Source organism: Mycolicibacterium aurum, from assembly GCF_900637195.1.
GTDB lineage: Bacteria > Actinomycetota > Actinomycetes > Mycobacteriales > Mycobacteriaceae > Mycobacterium > Mycobacterium aurum.
Genome location: NZ_LR134356.1, coordinates 116,868 through 140,311 on the forward strand (window position 1 = coordinate 116,868; position 23,444 = coordinate 140,311).

Annotated in this window: 24 protein-coding genes and 1 pseudogene; 19 read left to right on the top strand and 6 right to left on the bottom strand. The window is 67.3% G+C overall.

The window, feature by feature from the left end:
• Window positions 1–14 precede the first annotated feature (14 nt).
• Window positions 15–416, top strand: coding sequence for a hypothetical protein (locus EL337_RS00595; RefSeq protein ID WP_048634948.1), 402 nt, complete (start codon window positions 15–17; stop codon window positions 414–416).
• Here EL337_RS00595 and EL337_RS28875 read toward each other — a convergent pair.
• A pseudogene (locus EL337_RS28875) lies at window positions 386–493 on the bottom strand (CAP domain-containing protein); the annotation flags it as partial. The gene EL337_RS00595 and the pseudogene EL337_RS28875 sit on opposite strands and share 31 nt — an antisense overlap.
• A 150-nt stretch (window positions 494–643) precedes the next feature.
• Between EL337_RS28875 and EL337_RS00605 the strand changes: the two are divergent.
• Both EL337_RS00605 and EL337_RS00610 read left to right on the top strand, forming a co-directional pair.
• Window positions 644–1,324 carry a TetR/AcrR family transcriptional regulator gene (locus tag EL337_RS00605; protein WP_048634909.1) on the top strand — a complete coding sequence of 227 codons (681 nt, stop codon included), beginning with the start codon at window positions 644–646 and terminating at the stop codon, window positions 1,322–1,324.
• An 83-nt stretch (window positions 1,325–1,407) separates the two neighbouring features.
• Complete coding sequence (locus tag EL337_RS00610) at window positions 1,408–1,848, top strand: SRPBCC family protein (RefSeq protein WP_048634908.1); 441 nt, start codon at window positions 1,408–1,410, stop codon at window positions 1,846–1,848.
• Window positions 1,849–1,857: 9 nt separating this feature from the next.
• Here the strand turns inward: EL337_RS00610 and EL337_RS00615 are convergent, their stop codons facing one another.
• Window positions 1,858–2,202, bottom strand: a complete 345-nt coding sequence (locus tag EL337_RS00615) for a hypothetical protein (protein WP_048634907.1) — start codon at window positions 2,200–2,202, stop codon at window positions 1,858–1,860.
• Window positions 2,203–2,428: 226 nt separating this feature from the next.
• Window positions 2,429–3,115: a GntR family transcriptional regulator gene (locus EL337_RS00620; protein ID WP_048634906.1), complete on the bottom strand. Its 687-nt coding sequence runs from the start codon at window positions 3,113–3,115 to the stop codon at window positions 2,429–2,431.
• Between the two features lie 155 nt (window positions 3,116–3,270).
• Here EL337_RS00620 and fadD5 point away from each other — a divergent pair, with 155 nt between their 5' ends.
• The 15 genes from fadD5 to EL337_RS00695 all read left to right on the top strand — a co-directional run bounded on the left by fadD5 (window position 3,271) and on the right by EL337_RS00695 (window position 19,554).
• Window positions 3,271–4,938, top strand: a complete 1,668-nt coding sequence (fadD5, locus tag EL337_RS00625) for a fatty-acid--CoA ligase FadD5 (RefSeq protein ID WP_048634905.1) — start codon at window positions 3,271–3,273, stop codon at window positions 4,936–4,938.
• A gap of 213 nt (window positions 4,939–5,151) precedes the next feature.
• Window positions 5,152–5,949, top strand: coding sequence for an MlaE family ABC transporter permease (locus EL337_RS00630; protein ID WP_048634904.1), 798 nt, complete (start codon window positions 5,152–5,154; stop codon window positions 5,947–5,949).
• Window position 5,950: 1 nt separating this feature from the next.
• Complete coding sequence (locus tag EL337_RS00635; RefSeq protein WP_048634903.1) at window positions 5,951–6,823, top strand: MlaE family ABC transporter permease; 873 nt, start codon at window positions 5,951–5,953, stop codon at window positions 6,821–6,823.
• 2 nt (window positions 6,824–6,825) lie between these two features.
• Window positions 6,826–8,043, top strand: a complete 1,218-nt coding sequence (locus tag EL337_RS00640) for an MCE family protein (RefSeq protein ID WP_048634902.1) — start codon at window positions 6,826–6,828, stop codon at window positions 8,041–8,043.
• A complete protein-coding gene (locus EL337_RS00645; protein WP_048634901.1) occupies window positions 8,040–9,071 on the top strand; it encodes a virulence factor Mce family protein in 1,032 nt (343 codons plus the stop codon). Before EL337_RS00640 ends, EL337_RS00645 begins: the two co-directional genes overlap by 4 nt.
• On the top strand, window positions 9,068–10,651 hold the full coding sequence (locus tag EL337_RS00650) for an MCE family protein (RefSeq protein ID WP_048634947.1): 1,584 nt from the start codon (window positions 9,068–9,070) through the stop codon (window positions 10,649–10,651). The genes EL337_RS00645 and EL337_RS00650 overlap by 4 nt, the downstream gene beginning before the upstream one ends.
• Before the next feature lie 15 nt (window positions 10,652–10,666).
• Entirely contained in the window at window positions 10,667–12,310 is a 1,644-nt protein-coding gene (locus tag EL337_RS00655; RefSeq protein ID WP_048634900.1) for a virulence factor Mce family protein, read from the top strand.
• On the top strand, window positions 12,307–13,452 hold the full coding sequence (locus EL337_RS00660) for a virulence factor Mce family protein (RefSeq protein WP_048634899.1): 1,146 nt from the start codon (window positions 12,307–12,309) through the stop codon (window positions 13,450–13,452). Before EL337_RS00655 ends, EL337_RS00660 begins: the two co-directional genes overlap by 4 nt.
• Before the next feature lie 3 nt (window positions 13,453–13,455).
• A complete protein-coding gene (locus tag EL337_RS00665; protein ID WP_048634898.1) occupies window positions 13,456–15,018 on the top strand; it encodes an MCE family protein in 1,563 nt (520 codons plus the stop codon).
• The gene (locus tag EL337_RS00670) at window positions 14,988–15,650 is read left to right on the top strand and encodes an Rv1363c family protein (RefSeq protein WP_048634897.1); all 663 of its coding nucleotides are present in this window, start codon (window positions 14,988–14,990) and stop codon (window positions 15,648–15,650) included. Before EL337_RS00665 ends, EL337_RS00670 begins: the two co-directional genes overlap by 31 nt.
• Window positions 15,647–16,633 carry an RDD family protein gene (locus tag EL337_RS00675; protein WP_048634896.1) on the top strand — a complete coding sequence of 329 codons (987 nt, stop codon included), beginning with the start codon at window positions 15,647–15,649 and terminating at the stop codon, window positions 16,631–16,633. Before EL337_RS00670 ends, EL337_RS00675 begins: the two co-directional genes overlap by 4 nt.
• Window positions 16,630–17,202: an Rv1363c family protein gene (locus EL337_RS00680; RefSeq protein ID WP_048634895.1), complete on the top strand. Its 573-nt coding sequence runs from the start codon at window positions 16,630–16,632 to the stop codon at window positions 17,200–17,202. Before EL337_RS00675 ends, EL337_RS00680 begins: the two co-directional genes overlap by 4 nt.
• Entirely contained in the window at window positions 17,169–18,101 is a 933-nt protein-coding gene (locus EL337_RS00685; RefSeq protein WP_048634894.1) for a hypothetical protein, read from the top strand. Before EL337_RS00680 ends, EL337_RS00685 begins: the two co-directional genes overlap by 34 nt.
• Before the next feature lie 5 nt (window positions 18,102–18,106).
• Window positions 18,107–18,799, top strand: coding sequence for a YoaK family protein (locus EL337_RS00690; protein ID WP_048634893.1), 693 nt, complete (start codon window positions 18,107–18,109; stop codon window positions 18,797–18,799).
• Window positions 18,796–19,554: a fructosamine kinase family protein gene (locus EL337_RS00695; RefSeq protein ID WP_048634892.1), complete on the top strand. Its 759-nt coding sequence runs from the start codon at window positions 18,796–18,798 to the stop codon at window positions 19,552–19,554. Before EL337_RS00690 ends, EL337_RS00695 begins: the two co-directional genes overlap by 4 nt.
• A 22-nt stretch (window positions 19,555–19,576) precedes the next feature.
• Here EL337_RS00695 and EL337_RS00700 read toward each other — a convergent pair whose 3' ends face one another.
• A complete protein-coding gene (locus tag EL337_RS00700; protein ID WP_048634891.1) occupies window positions 19,577–20,668 on the bottom strand; it encodes a phosphodiester glycosidase family protein in 1,092 nt (363 codons plus the stop codon).
• Between the two features lie 206 nt (window positions 20,669–20,874).
• Between EL337_RS00700 and EL337_RS00705 the strand changes: the two genes are divergently transcribed.
• Window positions 20,875–21,321, top strand: a complete 447-nt coding sequence (locus EL337_RS00705) for an SRPBCC family protein (protein WP_048634890.1) — start codon at window positions 20,875–20,877, stop codon at window positions 21,319–21,321.
• Here EL337_RS00705 and EL337_RS00710 read toward each other — a convergent pair.
• Together EL337_RS00710 and EL337_RS00715 are read right to left on the bottom strand one after the other, a co-directional pair.
• Complete coding sequence (locus EL337_RS00710; protein ID WP_048634889.1) at window positions 21,318–22,655, bottom strand: PQQ-dependent sugar dehydrogenase; 1,338 nt, start codon at window positions 22,653–22,655, stop codon at window positions 21,318–21,320. The two genes, EL337_RS00705 and EL337_RS00710, sit on opposite strands and share 4 nt — an antisense overlap.
• Window positions 22,633–23,400 carry a pirin family protein gene (locus EL337_RS00715; protein WP_048634888.1) on the bottom strand — a complete coding sequence of 256 codons (768 nt, stop codon included), beginning with the start codon at window positions 23,398–23,400 and terminating at the stop codon, window positions 22,633–22,635. Before EL337_RS00715 ends, EL337_RS00710 begins: the two co-directional genes overlap by 23 nt.
• Window positions 23,401–23,444: the final 44 nt, after the last annotated feature.

The window sequence follows — 23,444 nt, forward strand, 5'->3', positions numbered from 1 at the left end:
ATATCGGCGTGAGCATGGTAGTGGAACGCGGGTTGGCACGGTGTCCGCGATGCGTGGCGGTAGCGGACTACGTCTTCATCGAGGCGTCGTCAGAGCAGACGGGCCGAGAGCTGCGCTACGAGGTGCGCTGCCGCAAATGCGGGGAGTGCTACAGCGAGGACAGCTACGCCGCCGCGACGACGAGTACCGAGGTGGCACTGATCCAGTGGCCCCCGGACTGCGAACCGGTGCCGCCCAGGGACTGGCGCAACGAGGCGCGAGAGAAGGTGTCGGCCGCCGCCGACGCGGGCAAGGCCGAGATCGAAGTGTTGAGCAGGCAGGCTCAGCGTCTGTACCAGCACAGCCGGTCATGGCTGTACGAGCGCCTCGCGGCGCGCAACGTCGATCAGACCGGCGGATACGCGGGTGGTGGATAAACCCCGCGCAGGATCCAGGCGAACCAGTTGATGCCGTACTCGAGCTCATCGCTTGCGTCGTAATCAGGATTCGGGTCCACAGCGATACCTCTCCGTCCTCTGGCCACACCAGGGCAGCTTGCGGTTGAGTCTAGACCGGCGAGACCCAGGAGAACACAGCAACGGCCTAGACTGAACCAACCAGTTAGTAGAGCGCTGCGCGCTCGGCCTGCCTATAGTGAGTCGCCATGTCTGAATCCGTCACGACCAACGGGATGTCCCGCCGCGAGGAGTTGCTGGCGGTCGCCACCAAGCTGTTCGCCGCGCGCGGCTACCACGGCACCCGGATGGACGACGTGGCCGATGCCGTCGGCCTGAACAAGGCCACGGTCTACCACTATTACGCGAGCAAGTCGCTGATCCTCTACGACATCTACAAAGGTGCCGCCGACTTCACGGTCGATGCGCTGCATGACGATCCGACGGCCTCGGCGCGCGAGACGATTTATCACTTCACCCGCCGCCTCCTCGTCGGTATCGCCAGCGACATCGAGCGCGCCGCCGTCTACTTCCAGGAGGGCCCCTACATCACGGAGTGGTTCACCGAGGAGCAGGTGGCCTACATCCGGGAGAAGGAAGCCCAGGTGTACGAGCACGTTCGCGACGTGATCGACCGGGGCATCGCCAGCGGCGAGTTCTACGACTGCGACTCCCATGTCCTGGCCCTCGGCTACATCGGCATGACTCTGGGCTCCTACCGGTGGCTGCGGCCCCACGGCAGGCGGACCGCGAGGGAGATCGCCGTCGAGTTCAGCACCGCGCTGCTACGCGGCCTGATCAGGGAAGAGGCTGTCAGGGTGGAGACGCCGCTAGGTGTCGGCGTGGACGTCGCCGGGCCCGGAAGCGATCCGCAGGTCGTTCAGCAGTAGGTCCGCCGGCCTGCGCAGGGCCGGGGTGCTGACGGCTCGCACGGCCGGCGAGACCCGCCGCCGGGAGTCGATATGCTCAGCCAATGCCGCTGGTGAGTAAGACGCTTGAGGTTGCGGCCTCGGCGGACACGATCATGGCCATCGTCGCCGACTTCGAGAACTATCCCCTGTGGAACGAAGAGATCAAGGGATGCTGGGTGCTCGCCCGGTACGACGACGGACGCCCCAGCCAGCTGCGGCTCGACGTGGTGGTGCAGGGCCAGTCCGGCACCTTCATCTCGGCGGTGTACTACCCGGGTGAGAACCAGATCCAGACGGTCCTGCAGCAGGGCGATCATCTCGAGAAGCAGGAGCAGCGGTTCTCGGTGGTGGCCATGGGGCCGTCGTCCCTGCTGACCGTCGACCTCGAGGTGGAGACCAAGATGCCGGTCCCCGCCGTCATGGTGAAGAAGCTGATCGGTGACACCCTCGACTACCTCGCCGACAATCTGAAGGCGCGCGCCGAGCAGCTGGCCGCGTCCTAGGCGGACCGCTCACCAGTCCGTGCTGACCAGGTTCCACCACTGCTCGTCATCGCGGGCGGTCAGCAGGACGGCCTGGGCGCGTAATGCCATCGCCCTCGCGTAGATCCGGTGCTCGGTGCCGCGGGGCATCACGCCGGGACCGTAGTGACCACGGCGGAGCCGGCGCAGTCGTCCGCGGCGAACCTCCCAGCGCAGCGCGTCGGAGACGGTTTTCGACGCCGGTGCCGTGACCTCGAAGCCGTAGTGGTGCAGATCGTCGACGATGTCGGGAATCGACTGCGGTCCGCGCCGGAAGAGGTGGTCGGTGATCACGTAGCGCAGTTCGACGCCACGAAGCGCGAGTCTGGTCGCCATGACCGCAGAGTGTCAGAGGGTGCCGACAAGTCCTTGGCGCGCGGCGGGCGAGGCACCTTGGCCGGACGCGCCCAGGCATCTGGTGCTGCCCGGCTATGAGCGACTTTGTCGCTCGTTCGATAGTTGGCCTACGCGGACGCCGACAGTGTCGCTCATAGGTGGGCACACCTCTATATGTGTGGGCGCCCAGCTGCGCGACGGTCGGTGATTGCCGGCCGCACGGACGTCAGCTCCAGAGCCCGACCTTCTCAAGCCAGTCCAGTAACCGGGCCAAGCCGTCGGTGAACTGCCCCTTGGTCAGCTCCACGACCGTGTCCACATCATGACTGCGCAGCGCCTCGATGAACGCCTCGTGGCTGGCGACGGCCGACCTGCCCCACGTCTCGTCGGTGGCGAAGAGCTGCGGCGGCAGGTAGCGCGTCGCGTGCAGCAGGAACCACGCCAGCTTCATCCGGCCGGCGGCGCGGTTGAACACCCGGTGGAACTCGAACTCGGTGGACGCGATCCGTGCAGGATCGTGATCGGCCACGGCAGCCGCCAGCTGTGCGTTCACCAGGGCGAGCTCGTCGATCTGGTCATCGGTGATTCGGCGTGCCGCGGTCGCAGAGAGCTCCTGGGCGATGGTGGACTGCAGCCAGAAGATGTCCTCGATGTCGGTACGCGACAATGGCATCACCCGGTGCCCGCGATGAGGCTCGAGCTCGACCATGCCCTCGCCGCGCAACGTGCGCAGCGCCTCGCGCACCGGAGTGATGCTCACCCCCAGCCGCGCGGCGGTCTCGTCGAGCCTGATGAACGTGTCGGGGCGTACCGCGCCGGTCATGATCTCGACCCGAAGGCGGGCGGCGACTTCGTCCGAGAGTTGCTCCCGCCGCACCACGCCCGTGGCCGGCGTTCGAGCGGGAGCGTTCATCGGTGGGGCCGCCTTTCCGGCGTGTCAGGTGCGTGGTTCCCGGGCCCGTCGGAGGGGCTTGTCCCCACGCCGCCTGAGCCATAGTGTGACCGAGGCAACATCATGTTTGATCAAATATCACCCTTCCGCAACCCATTCCGCTGGAGCAGGAGACGTTGACCGAACTCCCGGGGGCCGCCACCGAGCAGCCCTACCTGGCCCGTCGGCAGAACTGGACCACCCAGCTCACCCGGCACGCACTGATGCAGCCCGGCGCCACGGCGCTGCGATTCCTGGGCCGCACCACCACCTGGGCCGAACTCGAGGCGCGCGTCAGTGCCTTGGCGGGGGCCCTGCACCAGCGCGGCGTCGGGTTCGGCGACCGGGTCCTGATCCTGATGCTCAACCGCACGGAGTTCATCGAGTCGGTGCTTGCGGTGAACAAACTCGGCGGCATTGCGGTGCCCGTCAACTTCCGGATGACGCCCGCGGAGATCGCGTTCCTGGTCTCCGACTGTTCCGCCGACGTGATCATCACCGAGTCGGTGCTCGCCGGTGTCGCGACTGCCGTCCGAGACCTCGATCCGACGCTGGCCACGGTCATCGTCGCCGGCGGAGGCGCCACCGACGGCGTCCTGGACTACGACGACGTGCTGTCCGCGGGAGGAAAGGTGCCCGCAGCAGACATCGCGGTGGACATCCCCAACGACTCGCCCGCTCTGATCATGTACACCTCCGGAACCACCGGCAGGCCCAAAGGCGCTGTGCTGACCCACACCAACCTGACGGGTCAGGTGATGACGCTCCTGTTCACCAACGGTGCGGACATCAACAACGACATCGGCTTCATCGGCGTGCCGCTCTTCCACATCGCCGGCGTCGGCAGCATCGTCTCCGGGCTGCTGCTCGGCAGGCCGACGGTGCTCTACCCGGTGGGCGCATTCGACCCGAACGAACTTCTCGACGTACTTCAAGCCGAGAAGGTCAGCGGGATCTTCCTGGTGCCTGCGCAGTGGCAGGCGGTGTGCGCCGCCCAGCAGTCGAACCCGCGAGATCTGAAGCTGCGCTTCCTGTCCTGGGGCGCCGCGCCGGCGTCCGACACGCTGCTCCGTCAGATGTCTGACACATTTCCCGGAGCGCAGATCCTTGCCGCCTTCGGGCAGACCGAAATGTCACCGGTGACCTGCATGTTGTTGGGCGACGACGCGCTGCGCAAGATCGGCTCGGTCGGCAAGGTGATCCCGACGGTGTCCGCGCGCATCGTCGACGAGGACATGAACGACGTACCGGTGGGCCAGGTCGGCGAGATCGTGTACCGCGCCCCGACGCTGATGGCCGGCTACTGGAACAACCCCGCCGCCACCGCCGAAGCGTTCGCCGGTGGATGGTTCCACTCGGGTGACCTGGTGCGTCAGGACGATGAGGGTTACATCTGGGTCGTCGACCGTAAAAAGGACATGATCATCTCCGGTGGCGAGAACATCTATTGCGCCGAAGTCGAGAACGTCCTCGCCGCCCACCCCGACATCGTCGAGGTCGCGGTGATCGGGCGCGCGCACCCGAAATGGGGGGAGGTTCCCGTTGCTGTGGCCGTGCTGCGAAGTTCGCTGGGATCGGCGCAGGATGGCAGCCTCGCGCTCGCAGATCTGGAACAGTTTCTCGCCGAACGGCTCGCCCGCTACAAATTTCCGAAGGCCCTCGAGGTGATCGACGCGCTGCCGCGAAACCCCGCCGGCAAGGTTCTCAAGACGGAACTGAGACGACGCTTCGCTGCGCAGACATCCATTGACGCGGGCGAAAGTTCCACTCCGCCAACGGTTTCAGCTGTGCCGCAACGGGATTAGCCGGGGGATCTGACATTTGCTAACGGTTACGTACTCAATCCCGCCGATGCGGTACATGGCGCTGACAGCATCGGGTACAGTCCGGTGGTCTGTCTTACTACCGACCGGTAGGGAGACCGTGCTCACACGATCGGGGTTCGGGCTGGAGGGGAGCGTGCGACAGATGCTGCCGATGCGCTACGCCGGTGCCGGTCTGGTCGCGGGAGTCGGCCGATGACGACATCTTCGAATCTCAGCGGCTACGTCCGGGATCAGGTGCGGCCGGGTCTCGAAGCCGTCGGCGGCTTCGTTCGCATGGTCGTGCTGACCGGCAAGGCGTTGCTTCGTCCGCCGTTCCAGTGGCGCGAATTCATCCTGCAGAGCTGGTTCCTGCTGCGCGTGGCGTTCCTGCCCACGATCGCCGTGTCGATCCCGCTCACCGTGCTGCTGATCTTCACCCTGAACATCCTGCTGACCGAATTCGGTGCCGCCGACATCTCCGGCGCCGGTGCCGCCCTGGCCGCCGTGACCCAGCTGGGCCCGCTGGTCACCGTGCTCGTGGTGGCCGGTGCCGGATCAACAGCGATCTGCGCCGACCTCGGCGCCCGGACCATCCGCGAAGAGATCGACGCCCTCGAAGTGCTCGGCATCGACCCCATCCACCGGCTGGTGGTGCCCCGGGTGGTCGCGTCGACGTTCGTGGCCATGCTCCTCAACGGCGCGGTCATCACCATCGGTCTGGTCGGCGGCTTCATCTTCGGCGTGTATCTGCAGAACGTCTCGGCGGGCGCCTACGTCTCGACCCTCACCCTCGTCACGGGCCTGCCCGAGGTGCTCATCTCCCTCGTCAAGGCGCTCACCTTCGGGCTGATCGCCGGTCTGGTCGGCTGCTACCGCGGCCTGACGGTCGCCGGCGGCGCCAAGGGCGTCGGCACCGCGGTGAACGAGACCCTGGTGCTGTGCGTGATCGCGCTCTTCGCCGTCAACGTCGTACTGACCACCATCGGTGTCCGATTCGGAACGGGGAGCTGACGTGTCAGATACCGCCGCCGTCCTCCGCTCCCGGTTTCCCCGCGGGGTCGCACGCGCCGAGAAGCTCGTCGGGGCCCCGGGCCGGGGCCTCGACAGCGTGGGCCACGTCGCGTGGTTCGTCGTCACCGCCATCGGTTCGATCGGGCACGCGCTGCGCTACTACCGCAAGGAGACGCTGCGACTGATCGCCGAGATCGGCATGGGTACCGGCGCCATGGCGGTGATCGGTGGCACTGTCGCGATCGTCGGATTCGTCACCCTGTCCGGCTCGTCGCTGGTGGCCATCCAGGGCTTCGCGTCCCTGGGCAACATCGGTGTGGAGGCGTTCACCGGCTTCTTCGCCGCCCTGATCAACGTGCGCATCGCCGCGCCCGTCGTCGCAGGCCAAGCCCTGGCTGCCACGGTGGGGGCAGGTGCCACAGCCGAACTCGGCGCCATGCGCATCAGCGAGGAGATCGACGCCCTCGAGGTGATGGGGATCAAGTCGATCTCCTACCTCGTCTCGACGCGCATCATGGCCGGCTTCATCGTGATCATCCCGCTCTACGCCATGGCGATCATCATGTCGTTCCTGTCGGCGCAGGTGACCACCACGCTGTTCTACGGCCAGTCCATCGGCACCTACGAGCACTACTTCCGGACCTTCCTGCGGCCCGATGACGTGTTCTGGTCGTTCGTGCAGGCGATCGTCATCTCCGTCATCGTCATGCTGAACCACTGCTACTACGGCTTCTTCGCCAGCGGCGGTCCGGTCGGCGTCGGAGAGGCCGTCGGCCGGTCGATGCGGGCATCGCTGGTGGCCATCGTGTGTGTCGTCCTGTTCGCTTCGTTGGCCCTCTACGGCGTCGACCCGAACTTCAATCTGACGGTGTAGCGATGACAGCCCCGGTGAACGACACGCGCCAGCCCCCGTACAAGATCGCGGGTCTGGTCCTCACGATCATCACGATCATCGCAATCGTGTTGGTGTACCTGCAGTTCCGCGGTGACTTCCTGAATCGCACGGAGCTGACGATGATGTCCGGGCGGTCGGGTCTGTCGCTGGACAAGGGCGCCAAGGTCACCTACAACGGCGTCGAGATCGGTCGCGTCGGCGACGTGCAACAGGTGGCCGTCGACGGTGACCCGCGCGCCAAGATCGTGCTCGAGGTGGATCCCAAGTATCTGGATCTGATGCCGCAGAACGTCGAGGCCGACATCAGCGCGACGACCGTGTTCGGCAACAAGTACGTCTCGTTCTTCTCGCCGAAAGATCCCTCCACGGCCCGCATCGACGCCGCCCAGGTCATCGACGTCAGCTCGGTCACCACCGAGTTCAACACGCTGTTCGAGACCGTCGTGGAGGTCGCCGGACAGGTCGACCCGATCAAGCTGAACCAGACGCTGACCGCCACCGCGCAGGCGCTCGACGGGCTCGGCGACCGCTTCGGGCAGTCGATCGAGAACGGCAACCAGATCCTCGCCGAGATCAACCCGCAGATGCCGCAGATCCGCCGGGACAACCAGCTGCTGGCCGACTTGGGCGAGGTGTACGCCGACGCCGCGCCGGACCTGTTCGACGGACTGCAGAATGCGGTCACCACCGCCCGCACCCTGAACGAACAGCAGGGCAACGTCGACCAGGCACTCATGGCCGCCGTCGGGTTCGGAAACACCGGCGGCGACATCTTCGAGCGGGGCGGTCCGTACCTGACGCGGGGAGCAGAGGACCTGCTGCCCACGTCCGCGCTGCTCGACGAGTACAGCCCCGCGCTGTTCTGCACCATCCGCAACTACCACGACGTCGAGCCGAAGATCGCCTCCGCGCTCGGCGGCAACGGATACTCGCTGCGCACCAACTCCGAGATCCTCGGCCTCGGTGCCGGCAACGCGTACGTCTACCCGGACAACCTGCCGCGCGTGAACGCCAGGGGCGGACCCGGCGGCAAGCCGGGCTGCTGGCAGCCCATCACGCGGGACCTGTGGCCTGCGCCGTATCTGGTGTTGGACACCGGCGCGTCGATCGCTCCGTACAACCACATCGGTCTGGGCCAGCCACTGTTCACCGAGTACGTCTGGGGACGCCAGGTGGGGGAGCACACGATCAACCCATGAGAATCACCGGAACAGCCATCAAGCTGGGCGCACTCTCGCTGGTGCTCCTCGTGTTCACCGCGATCATCGTCGTGGTGTTCGGTCAGATGCGCTTCGACCGCACCAACGGATACTCGGCGATCTTCTCCAACGCCAGCGGCCTGCGTGCCGGCCAGTTCGTCCGCGCCTCCGGGGTGGAGGTCGGCAAGGTCAAAGATGTCGTGCTGATCGAGAACGGCTCGAAGGTCAGGGTCGATTTCGACGTCGACCGTTCGCTGGAGCTGTTCGACGAGACGACGGCGTCGGTGCGGTACCTCAACCTCATCGGTGACCGGTACATGGAGCTCACCCGGGGCGAGAGCAACACCAGGCTGGGCGCGGGCGGGACCATCCCGATCGAACGCACGCAGCCCGCCCTCGACCTCGACGCGCTGATCGGCGGGTTCCGCCCCGTCTTCCAGTCGCTGGAACCGGAGAAGGTCAACACGATCGCACAGTCGATCATCACGGTGTTCCAGGGCCAGGGCGGCACCATCAACGACATCCTCGACCAGACGGCGTCGCTGACGTCGGCGCTGGCCGACCGCGACCAGGCCATCGGCGAGGTGGTCAACAACCTGAACACCGTGCTGGCCACCGTGGTCAAGCACCAGCAGCAATTCGACGACACGGTCAAGAATTTCGAGGTTCTCATCACCGGGCTGAAGAATCGTGCCGATCCGCTCGCCGAGGCCGTGGGCGACATCAGCGACTCGGCGGGCACCATCGCCGACCTGCTCGCCGACAACCGTCCGCTGCTGCAGAGCACGGTCGGTCGCCTCGAACAGATCCAGCAGCCGTTGGTCGACCAGAAGGACGAGCTCAATGACCTCCTGGTCCGGGTTCCCGAGGCGCTCAACATCATCGGCCGTGCCGGCGGTGTCTACGGCGACTTCTTCAACTTCTATGCCTGCGACGTGTCGTTGAAGCTCAACGGCCTGCAACCCGGTGGCCCGGTGCGCACCGTCAAGGTCTGGAGCCAGCCCTCGGGTAGGTGCGCGCCGAAATGAGAGTTCTCGAAGGGTCCAACCGCGTCCGGTCGGGATTGATGGGCATCATCATCCTGATCGTCGTGATCGGCGTGGGTCAGAGTTTCGCCAGCGTGCCGATGCTGTTCGCCACGCCCACCTACTACGCCCAGTTCAAGGACACCGGCGGCATCAACAACGGTGACAACGTGCGCATCGCGGGCGTCGACGTCGGCGTGGTGCGCTCGTTGGACATCGACGGCGACAAGGTACTGATCGGCTACTCGCTGGGCGGAACCGAGATCGGCACCGAGAGCCGCGCCGCCATCCGCACCGACACGATCCTGGGCCGACGCAACATCGAGATCGAACCGCGCGGCTCGGTTCCGTTGCAGGCCAACGACATTCTGCCGCTCGGCCAGACTACGACGCCATACCAGATCTACGACGCATTCTTCGACGTGAGCAACTCCGCGGCAGGGTGGGACACCAAGACCGTCCGCGACTCGCTGAACGTGCTGTCGGAGACCATCGACCAGACCTATCCGCATCTGAGCGCGGCGCTCGACGGGGTTGCGCGGTTCTCCGACACCATCGGCAAGCGCGACGACCAGATCAAGCAGCTGCTGGCCAGCGCCAACCGGGTCGCCGGGGTGCTGGGCAACCGCAGCGAGCAGATCAATCAGCTGTTCGTCAACGCCCAAACCCTGTTGGCCGCGGTCAACGAACGCAACTACGCCGTGAGCCAATTGCTGGAGCGGGTCGACTCGTTCTCCACCCAGGTCAGGGGCTTCATCGACGACAACCCCAATCTCAACCGGGTTCTCGAACAGCTGCGGGTGATCAGCGGCATCCTGGTGGAACGCAAGTACGACCTGGCGGACGCGCTGTCGGCGCTGTCCAAGTTCACCGCGTCACTGGGCGAAGCGGTGGCATCGGGTCCGTACTTCAAGGTTATGCTCGTCAACCTGGCGCCGTACTGGATCCTGCAGCCGTTCGTCGACGCGGCCTTCAAGAAGCGCGGAATCAACCCGGAGGAGTTCTGGCGTAACGCGGGCCTGCCCGCGTTCCGGTTCCCGGACCCGAACGGCGTGGGCTTCGAGAACGGTGCTCCGCCACCGGCTCCCACCCCGATCGAGGGCACCCCCGAAAACCCCGGCCCCGCGGTTGCGCCCGGCACGCCGTGCTCCTACACGCCACCGGCGGACGGCCTGCCCCGGCCCGGTGATCCGCTGCCGTGTGCGGATCTGTCGGTAGGCCCCTTCGGTGACAACCCGTACGGACCGAACTACGAGAACCAGCGTCCGAACGTCGCGACCTCGGACCCGAATGTCCATGGGCCGCAACCGTCTCCGGGCGTGCCTGCCGCCGCGATCCCCGGCCAGCTGTCACCGAACGTGCCCGGTGCGCGGCCGCCGCTGCCGCCCGCACCGCCGGGAGCGCGCACCGTGCCGCTGTCGCCGCAGCCGTCACCGCCCGACTTCACGCCGGGCATCGCGCCGCTGCCGCCTGCCCTCACCGGACCGCCGCCGCCTCCGGGGCCAGGCCCCAATCCGGCGCCCGCGGGCCAGCCGCTGTTGCCGGGCAATCCGCCGTTCCTCCCACCGAATTCGCAAGGCTAGGGGGGTTTCACACCGATGTCGACAATCTTCAACGTCCGCAACATGAAGCTGCCGGGGGTGTCCCGGACCGCGCTCATCATCGGCACCGTCGTGCTCGTCGTCGTGGTCGCCGCCGGCGTCCTCGGCTGGAACCTCTACAAGAAGGCGACCACCAACACGGTCGTCGCCTACTTCTCCCAGACGCTGGCGCTCTACCCGGGCGACAAGGTGCAGATCATGGGTGTGCGCGTCGGCTCGATCGACACGATCGAGCCCGCCGGCGACAAGATGAAGGTGACGTTCCACTACGAGAACAAGTACAAGGTCCCCGAGGACGCGTCCGCCTCGATCCTGAACCCCAGCCTGGTGGCGTCGCGCACCATTCAGCTGTCGCCGCCCTACACGGGCGGACCGACGCTGTCCGACGGCGCGGTCCTCGATCTCGACCGCACCCAGGTGCCCGTCGAGTACGACGATCTGCGGGACTCGCTGAGCCGCCTGCTCACCGACCTCGGGCCCACGCCGGAGCAGCCGAAGGGCCCATTCGGCGACATCATCGAATCCGCCGCCGACGGGTTCGCCGGCAAGGGTGAACAACTCAACAAGACGCTCAACGGACTGTCGGAGGCGCTCTTCGCGCTCAACGAGGGACGCGGCGACTTCTTCAGCGTGGTCAAGAGCCTGGCGCTGTTCGTCAACGCGCTGCACACCAGCGACCGTCAGTTCGTCGCACTGAACAATGACCTCGCGCAGTTCACCAACGCCTTCACCAACACCGACCGCGAGGTGGCCAACGCGGTGCAGGACCTCAATGAACTTCTCAGCACCACACGGGGATTCATCGAGGAGAACGGCGAGGTTCTCACTCAGGACGTCAACAATCTGGCGGACGCGACCACCGCCCTCCTGCAGCCCGAGCCCCTCGACGGGCTGGAAACCGGTCTGCACGTCTATCCGAACCTCGCCGCGAACATCCTGAACATCGCCTCGCCCAACGCCGGCGGCATCGTCGGCATGCCGGTGATCTCGAACTTCGCCAACCCGATGGAGTTCATCTGCAGCTCCATCCAGGCGGGCAGCCGGCTGGGATACCAAGAGTCGGCCGAGTTGTGTGCGCAGTACCTCGGCCCGATCCTGGACGCCATCAAGTTCAACTACCTGCCGTTCGGTGCCAACCAGCTGCAGACCGCGATGACGCTGCCCAAGCAGATCGCCTACTCCGAGCCGCGTCTGCAACCCCCTCCGGGATACAAGGACACGACGGTGCCGGGCATCTGGTCGCGGGACACCCTGTTCTCGCACGGCAACCATGAGCCGGGGTGGACTGTCGCACCAGGCATGCAGGGTGTCGACGTGCAGCCGCTCACCGCGAACATGCTGACGCCGGAGTCACTGGCCGAGCTGATGGGCGGACCGGACATCGTGCCGCCTCCCGCACCGCCGGCGTTCGGCACCACCCGCAACGGCAACCTGCCGGGGCCCCCGAACGCGTTCGACCAGAACAACCCGCTGCCTCCACCGTGGTATCCGCAGCCGGGACCGCCGCCGGCGCCCGCGCCGGGCGTCATCGCCGGCGATCCGCTCGGCGCCATGGCACCGGCCGCTGCGCCCGCACCGGGACCCGCGCCCGCGGCACCGTCAGGACCTCTGCTGCCGGCCGAGGCTGGAGGGACACGATGAGAAGGCTGACCACACTGGCCCGGCGCACGGTCGCGCTCGGCATCGCCGCGGTGGTGCTCACGTCCTGCGGGTCGTGGAAGGGCATCGCGAACGTCCCGCTGCCCGGCGGCCCCGGCACCGGGTCCGAGCACACCACCATCTACGTCCAGATGCCGGATACGTTGGCGCTCAACGTCAACAGCCGCGTCCGGGTCGCCGACGTGTACGTCGGGCGGGTTCGTGCCATCGAGTTGAAGAACTGGGTCGCGACGCTGACGCTCGACCTGGAGCCCTCGGTCGAGCTGCCGGTGAACACGCTGGCCAAGATCGGTCAGACCAGCCTGCTGGGTTCCCAGCACGTGCAATTGGACCTGCCGCCGGACCCGTCCCCGCAGAAGATGCAGTCGGGCGACGTCATTCCGCTGCAGAACGCTTCGTCGTTCCCCACCACGGAGCGGGTGCTCGCCAGCATCGCATCCATCCTCACCGGCGGCGGCGTGTCCAACCTCGAGACCATCCAGACGGAGATCTACAACGTCCTCAACGGGCGCGCCGATCAGATCCGGGACTTCCTGGGGCAGTTGGACACGTTCACCGACGAGCTGAATCAGCAGCGCGAGGACATCACCCGCGCCATCGATTCCACGAACCGGTTGCTCACCATCGTCGAGCAGCGCAACGAGACGCTGGACGCCGTGCTCACCGAGTTCCCGCCGCTGATCAAGCATTTCGCGGATACCCGCGATCTGTTCGCCGACGCCGTCGAGGCACTGGGCCGCATCAGCGGCGCGGCCGAGGATGCGTTGGCACCGGCCAGCGACAACCTGAACACGAACCTGGCGAACCTGCAGCGACCTTTGCGCGAGCTGGCCAAGGCGTCGCCGTATCTCATCGGTGCGCTCAAGATGTTGCCCACCGCGCCGTTCAGCATCGAGAACGTGCCGAAGGCGGTCCGCGGTGACTACATCAACGTGTCGCTGATGGTCGACCTGACGTTGTCGGCGATCGACAACGGGTTCCTGTCCGGGACCGGTGTGTCGGGCATGCTCCGGGCGCTGGAACAGGCGTGGGGCCGCGACCCGAACACGATGATCCCGGATGTGCGCTTCACGCCGAATCCGAACTCGGCGCCGAACGGCCCGCTGATCGAAAGGGGGGAGTGAGCGATGCTGACCAGGTTCATCAAGTTTCAGCTGATCCTCTTCACCATCCTGACGATCGTCGCGCTGAGCGTGCTGGGGCTGTACTACCTGCGGCTGCCAAGCCTGGCCGGTGTCGGTCAGTACTCGCTGTACGCCGAACTGCCCCGCTCAGGTGGGCTGTACGAGACGGCCAACGTCACCTACCGCGGCAGCCAGATCGGCAAGGTCACCGCGGTGGAGCCGACCGAGACCGGTGCCAGGGCGACCATGAGCATCGACAACAAGTACAAGATCCCGGTGGACGCGTCGGCCAACGTCCACTCGGTCTCGGCCATCGGCGAGCAGTACCTCGATCTGGTGTCGACCAGCGAGACCACCCAGTACCTCAGCCCGGGCCAGACGATCACCGACAGCACGGTGCCCGCCGAGGTGGGCCCGGCGCTGGACGCGGCCAACAACGGTCTGGCGGCGCTGCCCAGAGAGAAGATCGACTCGCTGCTCACCGAAACCTCGCTGGCCGTGGGCGGCCTGGGCCCGTCCCTGCAGCGGCTGGTCGAATCGACGACGAACCTCGCCGAGGGTTTCCGGGACAACCTGCCTCAGGTCAACGACATCATCACCAACGCGGCGCCGATCCTGGACAGCCAGGTCCAGTCCGGTGATGCGATCCAGCAGTGGTCGAACAACCTGAACGTGATCGCCTCCCAGACCGCCGAGCAGGACGCGGCGCTGCGCAGCGGCATCGAGCAGGCAGCACCCACGCTGGATCAGGTGAACACGGTGTTCACCGGCGTTCAGGATTCGCTGCCACAGACGCTGGCCAATCTGTCCGTGGTGATCGACATGCTCAAGCGGTACAACAAGGGACTCGAACAGGCGCTGGTGATCCTGCCGCAGGGCGGCTCGGCACTGCAGATGGGTTCCATCTTCGAAGACGGCGGGCTGCTGCACTTCGGCCTGTCGATCAACCAGCCGCCGCCGTGTCTGACCGGGTTCCTTCCGGCATCCGAGTGGCGGTCGCCGGCGGATACCAGCACCGCACCGCTGCCGTCGGGTACATACTGCAAGATCCCGAAGGACTACCAGGGCAACGCGGTTCGCGGTGCGCGCAACTACCCGTGTGCCGACGTGCCCGGCAAGCGCGCCGCGACACCGAAGGAGTGCCGCAGCGACCAGCCGTACGTTCCGCTGGGCACCAACCCGTGGTACGGAGACCCGAACCAGATCCTGCCGTGTCCGGCCCCCGGCGCACGGTGTGACCAGAGGGTGGCGCCCGGCACGGTGGTCCCGGCGCCCTCGGTGAACAACGGCATGAACCCGCTGCCCGCCGACCAGTTGCCGACGCCGCAGTCGCAGGCGCCGATCAGCGATCCGTTGAGCCCGCCCGGCTCGGGTACCGTCAGTTGCAGCGGTCAGCAGCCCAACCCGTGTATCTATACTCCGGCGCAGGGAGCTCCCGGCTCGACCGCCGGGTACAGCCCGAGCAGCGGCGAGGTCATCGGCCCGGACGGCGTCAGATACAACGTCGGAAACTCGAACAACGCAGGAGACGACGGATGGAAGGAGATGCTGGCGCCAGCCGGCTAGATCCCACCATCGGAGACCAGGAACCCCACGACCTGGGAATCGATACCGCACCGGACGCCGACGAATCACCTGAGGAGTCGTCAGCGGCCGACGCGGTGTCCCCAGCGGACGTACCGGCAGACACCCGCAGACCCTCACGCCTGGGGATCGGCTGGGTGGCCGCCATCTGCGCGGTGCTGGTGCTGCTCAGTGCCGGCGCCATCGCGGGTGGCTATTTCGCCCTGCGGGGCAACGAGCAGGCCGCCGCGAATGCACGTGACGACGAAGCCGCGCTGGCGGCAGCGAAGGACTGCGTCAGCGCGACGCAGGCACCGGACACGGCGGCGATGACCGCGGCCCAGTCCAAGATCCTGGAGTGCTCCACCGGCGACTTCGGGGTGCAGGCCGGGTTGTTCGGCAGCGTGATCGCCGAGGCGTACTCGGCGGCAAACGCGACGGTGGCGGTCGACGATCTGCGTGCCGCGGTCGAGCGGCACAACGAGGACGGTTCGATCAACGTGCTGGTCGCGGTCCGCGTCAGGATCTCCAACGCCGAGGCAGCCGACCAGCAGGTCGGCTACCGGTTACGGGCCGTGATGGCCTTCGACGAGGGGCAGTACCGGATCGCCAGGCTGGATCAGGTCAACTCGTGACGGCTGTTCTGGACACGACAACCGGCACGCCACCCGAGGACGCGACACCGGAGGTGGTGCTGGCATCGTGGCCGGCCCGGGCCGGCGCGCTCGCGGTGGATACGCTGCCGGGGCTCGGTGTACTCGCGACGACGGCGCTGCTGGCATTCACCGCTCCTGCCGACGGCTGGGAGCGCTGGATGTTCGTCGCCGCCTTCGCGGTCACATTTCTGCTGATGGCCGTGAATCGCCTGGTGCTGCCGATCGTGACCGGCTGGACGCTGGGGCGTGCGTTGTTCGCCATCGCCGTCCGGATCGGCGCGGACGGCGCTGCCCCCGGAGTCGTGCGGTTGGCCGTCCGCGACATCGCACACCTGCTGGACACCGCGTCGCTGTTCATCGGCTGGTTGTGGCCGCTGTGGGACCGGCGCCACCGCACCTTCGCAGATCTGTTGGCACGAACGGAAGTACGCCGTGTCCCCGCACCCCACCGGGACATGCGCAGGCTGGTCGCCAAAGTCCTCGCCGGTGCAGCCGTGGCGTGCGTGGCGGCCGTGGCCCTCGGCTACGGGGTGGTCTACCGACACGAGCGGGCCGTGGACACGGCCCGGGACCAGGTCGCCGTCGCAGGTCCGCGGATCGTCGAGGAGATGCTGAGCTACGGGGTCGACACGATGCCCGAGGATTTCGCCAGGGCGCAGGCGCTGACCACCGACGGCTACCGCGACCAGCTGATCGCCCAGCAGCAGGCCGTGCAGGGAGCGAACCCCACCTCGAACGAGTACTGGGCGGTCAACAGCGCGGTGCTGACCAACCCGCCGGTGACGCCGGACCGCGTGTCCATGCTGCTGGCGATGCAGGGACAACGCGGCACCAACCCCGATGACATGAAGTTCATCACCGCGACGGTGCAGGTCGAGTTCGAGAAGTCGTCCGACGGTCAGTGGAAGGTGGCGAACCTGACCGTCTTGAAGAGGCCGCTGATGAACCAGGCGGGGCAGTGAGTCCGCGGCGCCGGTTCACCGGGGAGGATGCCGGCGACACCGTCATCGGCTCCGACTACTTCCGCGCCACCCCGAGGTCGCCGCGCCGCTGGGGGCTGCCGGTCACCGCGATCGTCGCGGCCGTACTGATGGTGGCGGCTATCGCGGCGAGTACCCTCATGCTGGTCCGGCACCAGGACGACCGCCGCGCTGCAGTGAACGACGCTGCGGCACTGGGGTATACGACGCAGTTCATGGTGACGTACACGAGCCTGGACCCGTTCCACGCCAACGACTACGCCGACCGCATCGTCGCGCAGGCGACCGGTGAGTTCGCGAAAAACTTCAACGAGAAGCTCAACGAGATCCTGATCCAGGTGGCGCGATCCGAGCCGAGCACCGGCCAGGTGCTGGCGGCGGGCATCCAGCGATGGAACGACGACGGCAGCGCCGACGTGCTGGTCGCCACCAAGGTCACCTCGCCGACCCCGGATGGGAAGGCGACCATGGAAAGCGGAAGTCGCTGGGTCGCAACGACTATCAAGGAAGGGCAGCAGTGGAAGATCAGCAACCTGGTCCAGGTGATCTGACCACCGAGGACGAGTCCGCGACCGCGCAGCCACGTCGCCGGTTCCTGCGGCGCCGGCCGAAGGCGATCCCCACGGAAGCTCCTGAGTCCCCGTCCTCCGCCGACGATCCGGCGACGCGTGAAGACGCCGTGACGGCGCCGGAAGAACCCGCGAGAACGCCGGTCGGTAAGGCGGCGAGGGCCGCCCGGACGCCCGCCGCACCGCAGGAAGCTGCCGCTGAGGAACCCGCCCTCGCCGAGGCCCCGGCCGATCAGGAGCCGGCCACCGAGGACACGCCTGACGAGGACACAGCCGTCGACACGACCGATGACGAGGCCCCGGCCGAGGAGGAGGTCGAGTCTGCGGAACCTGTTGTGCTGGTGCCCCACCGGCCCGCTCCCAAGGGTCTGGTCATCACGGCCGCCGCCACAGCGGTGGTGTTCGTCGGTGCCAGTGCGTTCGCCGCGGCCATGGTGCAGCCCTATCTCGCCGAGCGTGCGCTGGTGCAGACAAAGCTCGACATCGCCCGCACCGCCGCCGACGCGATCACCACGCTGTGGTCCTACACGCCGGAGGACATGTCGACGCTGGCCGACCGGGCTTCGGTCTATCTGGACGGTGGCTTCGCCGACGAGTACCGCCGCTACATCGATGCGATCGTCGAGCCGAACAAGCAGGCCCAGGTCACCAACAGCACCCAGGTGGTGGGTGCGGCGGTCGAATCCGTGTCGCCGCCTTCGATTCCGACCGAGGCCACCGCCCTGGTCTACACCAACTCGGTGGCCACCAGCCCGGTCACCAAGAACATTCCCGCGCTGCGCTACCTGTCGTACCGATTGACGATGCAGCGCGACGGCGGCGAATGGCGCATCACCCGCATGTCGACCGTGACGTCGTTTGATCTGACACCGCAGCTGTAGCCCACATGGCGCTGTCCCCCTCGCCGGTATCGCGGCGCCAGACAGTCACCGCCCTGCTTCTGCTGACGTTCACGACCGGGTTGATCGACGCGGTCAGCGTGCTCGTGCTCGGCCACGTCTTCGTCGCGAACATGACCGGGAACGTGATCTTCCTCGGTTTCTGGTTCGTGCCGCACTCCGGTGTCGACTTGACCGCTGCCGCGGTGGCCTTCGCCGGCTTTGTCGTGGGAACCATTGTGGGAGGGCGATTTTCGCGTCACCTCGACAGCAACGTGCGTGTATGGCTGACGTCGGCACTCGGCGTCGAAGTCGTGATGCTCGCGGTCCTGGCGATCCTCGCGGGCACCGGCGTGCTGGACTATCACGACGACTCCAAGCTGGTGCTGATCGCCGGCCTGGCGTGGGCGTTCGGGATGCAGAATGCCACCGCGCGCCAGTTCGGCATCCAGGAGCTGTCGACCACGGTGCTGACATCCACGATCGTCGGCATCGGGTTCGACAGCAGGCTGGCCGGTGGCACCGGTGATCGGGAGAAGCTGCGCTTCGGGGTGGTGCTCACGATGTGCGCGGGCGCGGCGGTGGGTGCGACGTTGACGCGCTTCACCGTCGCTCCCATCATCGGGCTGGCCGGGATCATCGTGGCCGCGAGCGCCGCCATCTTCTGGTTCGGCCGCGGCGGCGACGGACAGCCGCAGTGACCTTCACGAAGCAGAACCCAAGGGCGCCTGCGGGTTTCTTCGGCTGCGAGGCGGCCGGTCTGCGGTGGCTCGCGGACGCCGACGGCGGTGTTCCGTGCGCTCGGGTGGTGGCGGTGGACGAGCAGTCGCTGACTCTGGACCGGTTGACCCCGGCGGCACCGAGCAGCGGCGCGGCGAATGAGTTCGGGGTGCGGCTGGCGCGTACTCACGGCGCCGGTGCCGAGGGGTTCGGCGCGCCTCCCGTGGACTGGAGCGGTCCGGGCTACTTCGGTCCGCTGCATCACCCGCTGCCGATGGCGTACGGCAGCGACCGATCCTGGGGTGTGTTCTATGCCGATCGGCGGCTGACGCCGATGGCTGACCTGGCAGACCTCGACGACGCCACCCGCGAGACCGTCGATGAGGTGATACGGCGTTGTCGGGCAGGTGATTTCGACGACCACGACACGCCCTGCCGGCTGCATGGGGACCTGTGGAGCGGCAACGTCATGTGGACGCCGGACGGCGTGGTGCTGATCGACCCGGCCGCGCACGGCGGGCATCGCGAAACCGACCTGGCGATGCTGGCGCTGTTCGGGTGTCCGTATCTGGAGGACGTCATCGCGGGGTACCAGACGGAGCATCCGCTGCGCGACGGCTGGCGCGACCGCGTCGGGCTGCATCAGCTCTACCCGCTGCTGGCGCACGTGGTGCTCTTCGGGTCCGGCTATCTGCGCCAGACTCGGGCGGCCGCGGTCAGCGCCTGCCGGCTGTGACCTGAAAGGGCTTGGCGGAGCGCTAGTTGAATGCCAGCCACGCCGGCTGGGCGCGTTCCCGGGAGTCGCACAGCACCGCCATCGTGTCGCAGGAGCCACGGGGTGAGCCTGCGCCCGCCCACATGCCGCCGGTGTCGCGGCGCAGCACGATGGCCGACGACCCGCCGCCGTCCAGCAGCACAGCGGTGTCGCTGCCCAGTCCGCGGAAGAGGTCTTGAATCTGGTCGGGGGTGTAGCTGCCGCCCTGGAACACGTACATCTCGTCGCGATCCCTGACGTAGGCGATCGCGGTGCGTGCCGCGCTGGGACCGGGGTCGTTCATCTGTCCCGTGTCACCCGGCGCAAGCAGTCCCAGTCCCGCGACGGCCACGAACCGGGTGCCCTTGTCGAGCAGCCCGGTGATGACAGGGGTGGCGGCGTCGTAGTCCTCAAGGCTCCTGGGCGGGACGACGAACGGCGCGCCGGCGACGGGGATGATCATCGTCGACAGCGCCATCCAGTGTTCGTTTCCGCCGGACAGACCCTGCTTGCCCGCGTAGGCCAGCGTCCCGGTGACCGCCTTGTTGGTGCGGCCCAGACCCCGGGTGTTGTCGACGTAGGCGCCCAGCGGCGAACTGCAGCCGGTCGACTTCCACGAGCCGCCCTGCTGACCGCGTACGTCGAAGAAGTTGGCGTTGATCGCGATGGTGGGTTGGCCGAGAGCCTGCCACGCCTCCAGCGGCGAGTACGTCTCCGAGGCCTGCCAGAGCCCCTCGCCGGTGCGCGCTCGGGGGTCGCGTTCGCAGCGGGCCTGATAGCCGGTGTGCGAGTCGGCGAGCAGCCGGGGCGCGATCCGCTCGGACGCGCCCTTGATGACCATCAGACGGCCGCCATTGTTCATCTCGTACCAGTTGCCTGCCGCGTTCAGCATCGGCGCAGGGAAGCCGCCGCCGAAGTTGTACACCAGGTACGAGCCGCGCGTGTTGGCGATCGCGCCGGCGAGCAGTTCCCGCGCGCTGGCCGCCTGGGCGGCGGGTGCCCCGGCGACGGCTGCCACGACGGCGCACATCGACGCCGCGACGATCACCCGGGCGGCCGTGAGGCCGCGCCGGAAGTTTGCGGTCGGAGTCGGCACCCGCGGCTCCCATCGGACAGGGGATTAAGCGATCACAACAATAATCCCAGTAGACACACTGTCAACTTTCGTCACAGCGGTATCACAGGATGGTTCCGGTCAGGTCGCTGCGCCCTTTGCTGCGGCCACGTTCTGCTGGGCGCCGACGTCATCGGGAAGTCACATCGCCGGGGTGGGGCCGACGCCGAGGTGGGTAATCCCCGAACATGCCTACCGTCACCCGTACCTTCACCGTGACTACGCCGCCGGAGCTCGTGGTCGACTACCTCAGGGATTTCGGGCATGCCGAACAGTGGGATCCGGGCACCAGAACGTGCGAGCGCATCGACAGCGGTCCCGTTACCGAAGGCTCGTTCTGGCACCACGTGTCCACGATCGCCGGAGTCACCGTCGAATTGACCTACAAGCTCGAAGAGCTCACCGACCGCAAGCTGGTGTTCGTCGGCGAGAACCAGTCGTCGCGAATCATCGACACGATCACCGTCGACGCCGAGGGCACGGGTTCGGCGATCACCTACGTCGCCGATCTCGAGATGTTCGGCGCCGCCAGGTTGTTCGGTCCGGTGATGGCGCTGGTGTTCCAGAAGCGCGCCGGCGACACCGAGAAGCAGATGGCGACGGTGCTCAACCAGCTCGCGACCAGTAGTAACTAGGCCGGCGGGGCGAGGCGGTAGATCGCGTCGGCGGCATCGTCGGTGATGTAGACCGCCCGGTCAGGCCCGACCACCGCCGCGACCGGCCTGCCCCACCGCTGACCGTCCGCCGTCTGGAAGCCGCCGACCAGGGTCTGCTGGTCGCCGAGCTCGCCCCCGGACCACGGGTAGAACGAGACCTCGGGAGCCCGCGGTGGTTGCCGGTTCCAGGAGCCGTGCACACCCACGAGGGCGCCGCGCGCATAGGGCTCGGGCAACTCGCCGTCGACGAAACTGAGTCCCAGCGGTGCCGAGTGCGCGCCCATGGACTGCTCCACGGGCGGCAGCGCTGCGCAGTCCAGCCGGTCCCCGTCGGGGTTGGTCTGGACGTCCCTGACGAACGGAAGGTCGGCAGTGCCCGAACCAGATAAGGCGTTGTTGCAGTACGGCCAGCCGAGCTCGCGACCGGGAGTGAGCTTGGCGATCTGCTCGGGCGGATTGTCGCCGACATATTCCGGAAGCACCTGCCCGTAGGACGGGCCGGGCTCCGGGAACTGCACGTTGTCACGGCCGTTGTTGGCGATCCAGACGGCACCATCCGGGGCCACGGCCAGACCGGTCCCGTTGCGCACCCCGGTGGCGAACGGCTCGGCCGCACCGCCGCCGGGCGGTACCCGCATGATCGTCGCGCGCGGCGGTGTGGCGCTGCGGTCTGATTCGGAGATGTTTCCCGTGGAACCGATCGAGAAATACACCGCGCCGTCGGGACCGACTGCAACGCTCTTGAGGACGTGCGAGTAGGCGCCGCGCAGGTCCGGGCTGCGATCGTCGGGCAACCCGCCGGCGACGGTTCGTGAATTGGTCGCCGCGCCGCCCGCATAGTCGTAGGCATCCACCTGATCGCTCTGCGCCACATACAGAGTGGACCCGTCGAACGCCAGGCCGTGCGGCTCGTCGAGGCCCTCCAGCAGCACCGTCTCTTCCGGCGGCTGGTCGCCGCGCGGGCGGAACTGCAGTACTCGGCCGGAGCTGGGCACCGACACGAGCAGAGCACCGTCGGGCGTCCACGCGGCCAGCCGTGGCCGGGAGGTACGCGCCCACACCGACAGCGTCCAGCCGTCGGGCACCACGGCCTCGCGAGGCTCGTCGAACGGCGCCTCGGAGAGTTCGGGACCGACCTGGACGGTCACCGGCCCCGATCCCGACCCGGGCGCGGCGACGGACGGCTCGGTCGCGGACTGCTCGGTACCGGACTGTGACGACGGTGCAGGCTCCTCGGCGCCGGCACACCCGGCAAGCAGCACGGTACCCAGCAGTAGCGCTCCGATTTGCTTATGCCGCAGCAAGTCCGGCATGCATCTCCCAGATGAGGATCTCGGCGGGTTCGGTGGCGGTGACGCGCTGGCCGCCGGATGCGGTGAACCGTACCGCGTCGCCCTCGTGCAACGGGCCGGCGCCCTCGAGGACCACCTCACCCCTGGGGACGAACAGGTGCAGGTACGGCGCCTCGGGCAACTCGACGCTCTGGCCGGCCTCCAGACGTGCACCGTGCAGGGCGGCGTAGCGGTTGCGGATCGTGATCGCGGCGTCGTCGCTGTGCTCGGGCATGCCGGAGGCGATGGTCACCAACCTGCCGCGCAGAAGTTCGTCGTCGATCTCCAGCTGCTGGTAGCCCGGGGCGGCTCCCGATTCGTCGGGGACGACCCACATCTGGACGAAATGCACCGGCTCACTGTGGGACTGCTCGCCGGTCAGCGTCCAGGAATCGTTCTTCTCGGAGTGCATGATCCCGCGTCCGGCCGACATCCGCTGCGCCAGACCGGGATAGATGACGCCCGAGTGGCCGGTGGAGTCCTGGTGGACCAGGGACCCGCGCAGCACCCACGTGACGATCTCCATGTCTCGGTGCGGGTGGGTGTCAAAGCCACTGCCCGGCGTGACGATGTCGTCATTGTTGACCAGCAGCAGGCCGTGATGGGTGTTGTCGGGCTCGTAATGGCCGCCGAACGAGAACGAGTGCTTGGAGTCCAGCCACGCGATCTTGGTCTTGGCGCGATCACCGGCGCGCCGAACATCGACGATGCTCTGGCTGATGGTCATCTGCGATCACTCCTCGAAGAGTCCTTGTCAGCCTAGGTGGCTGC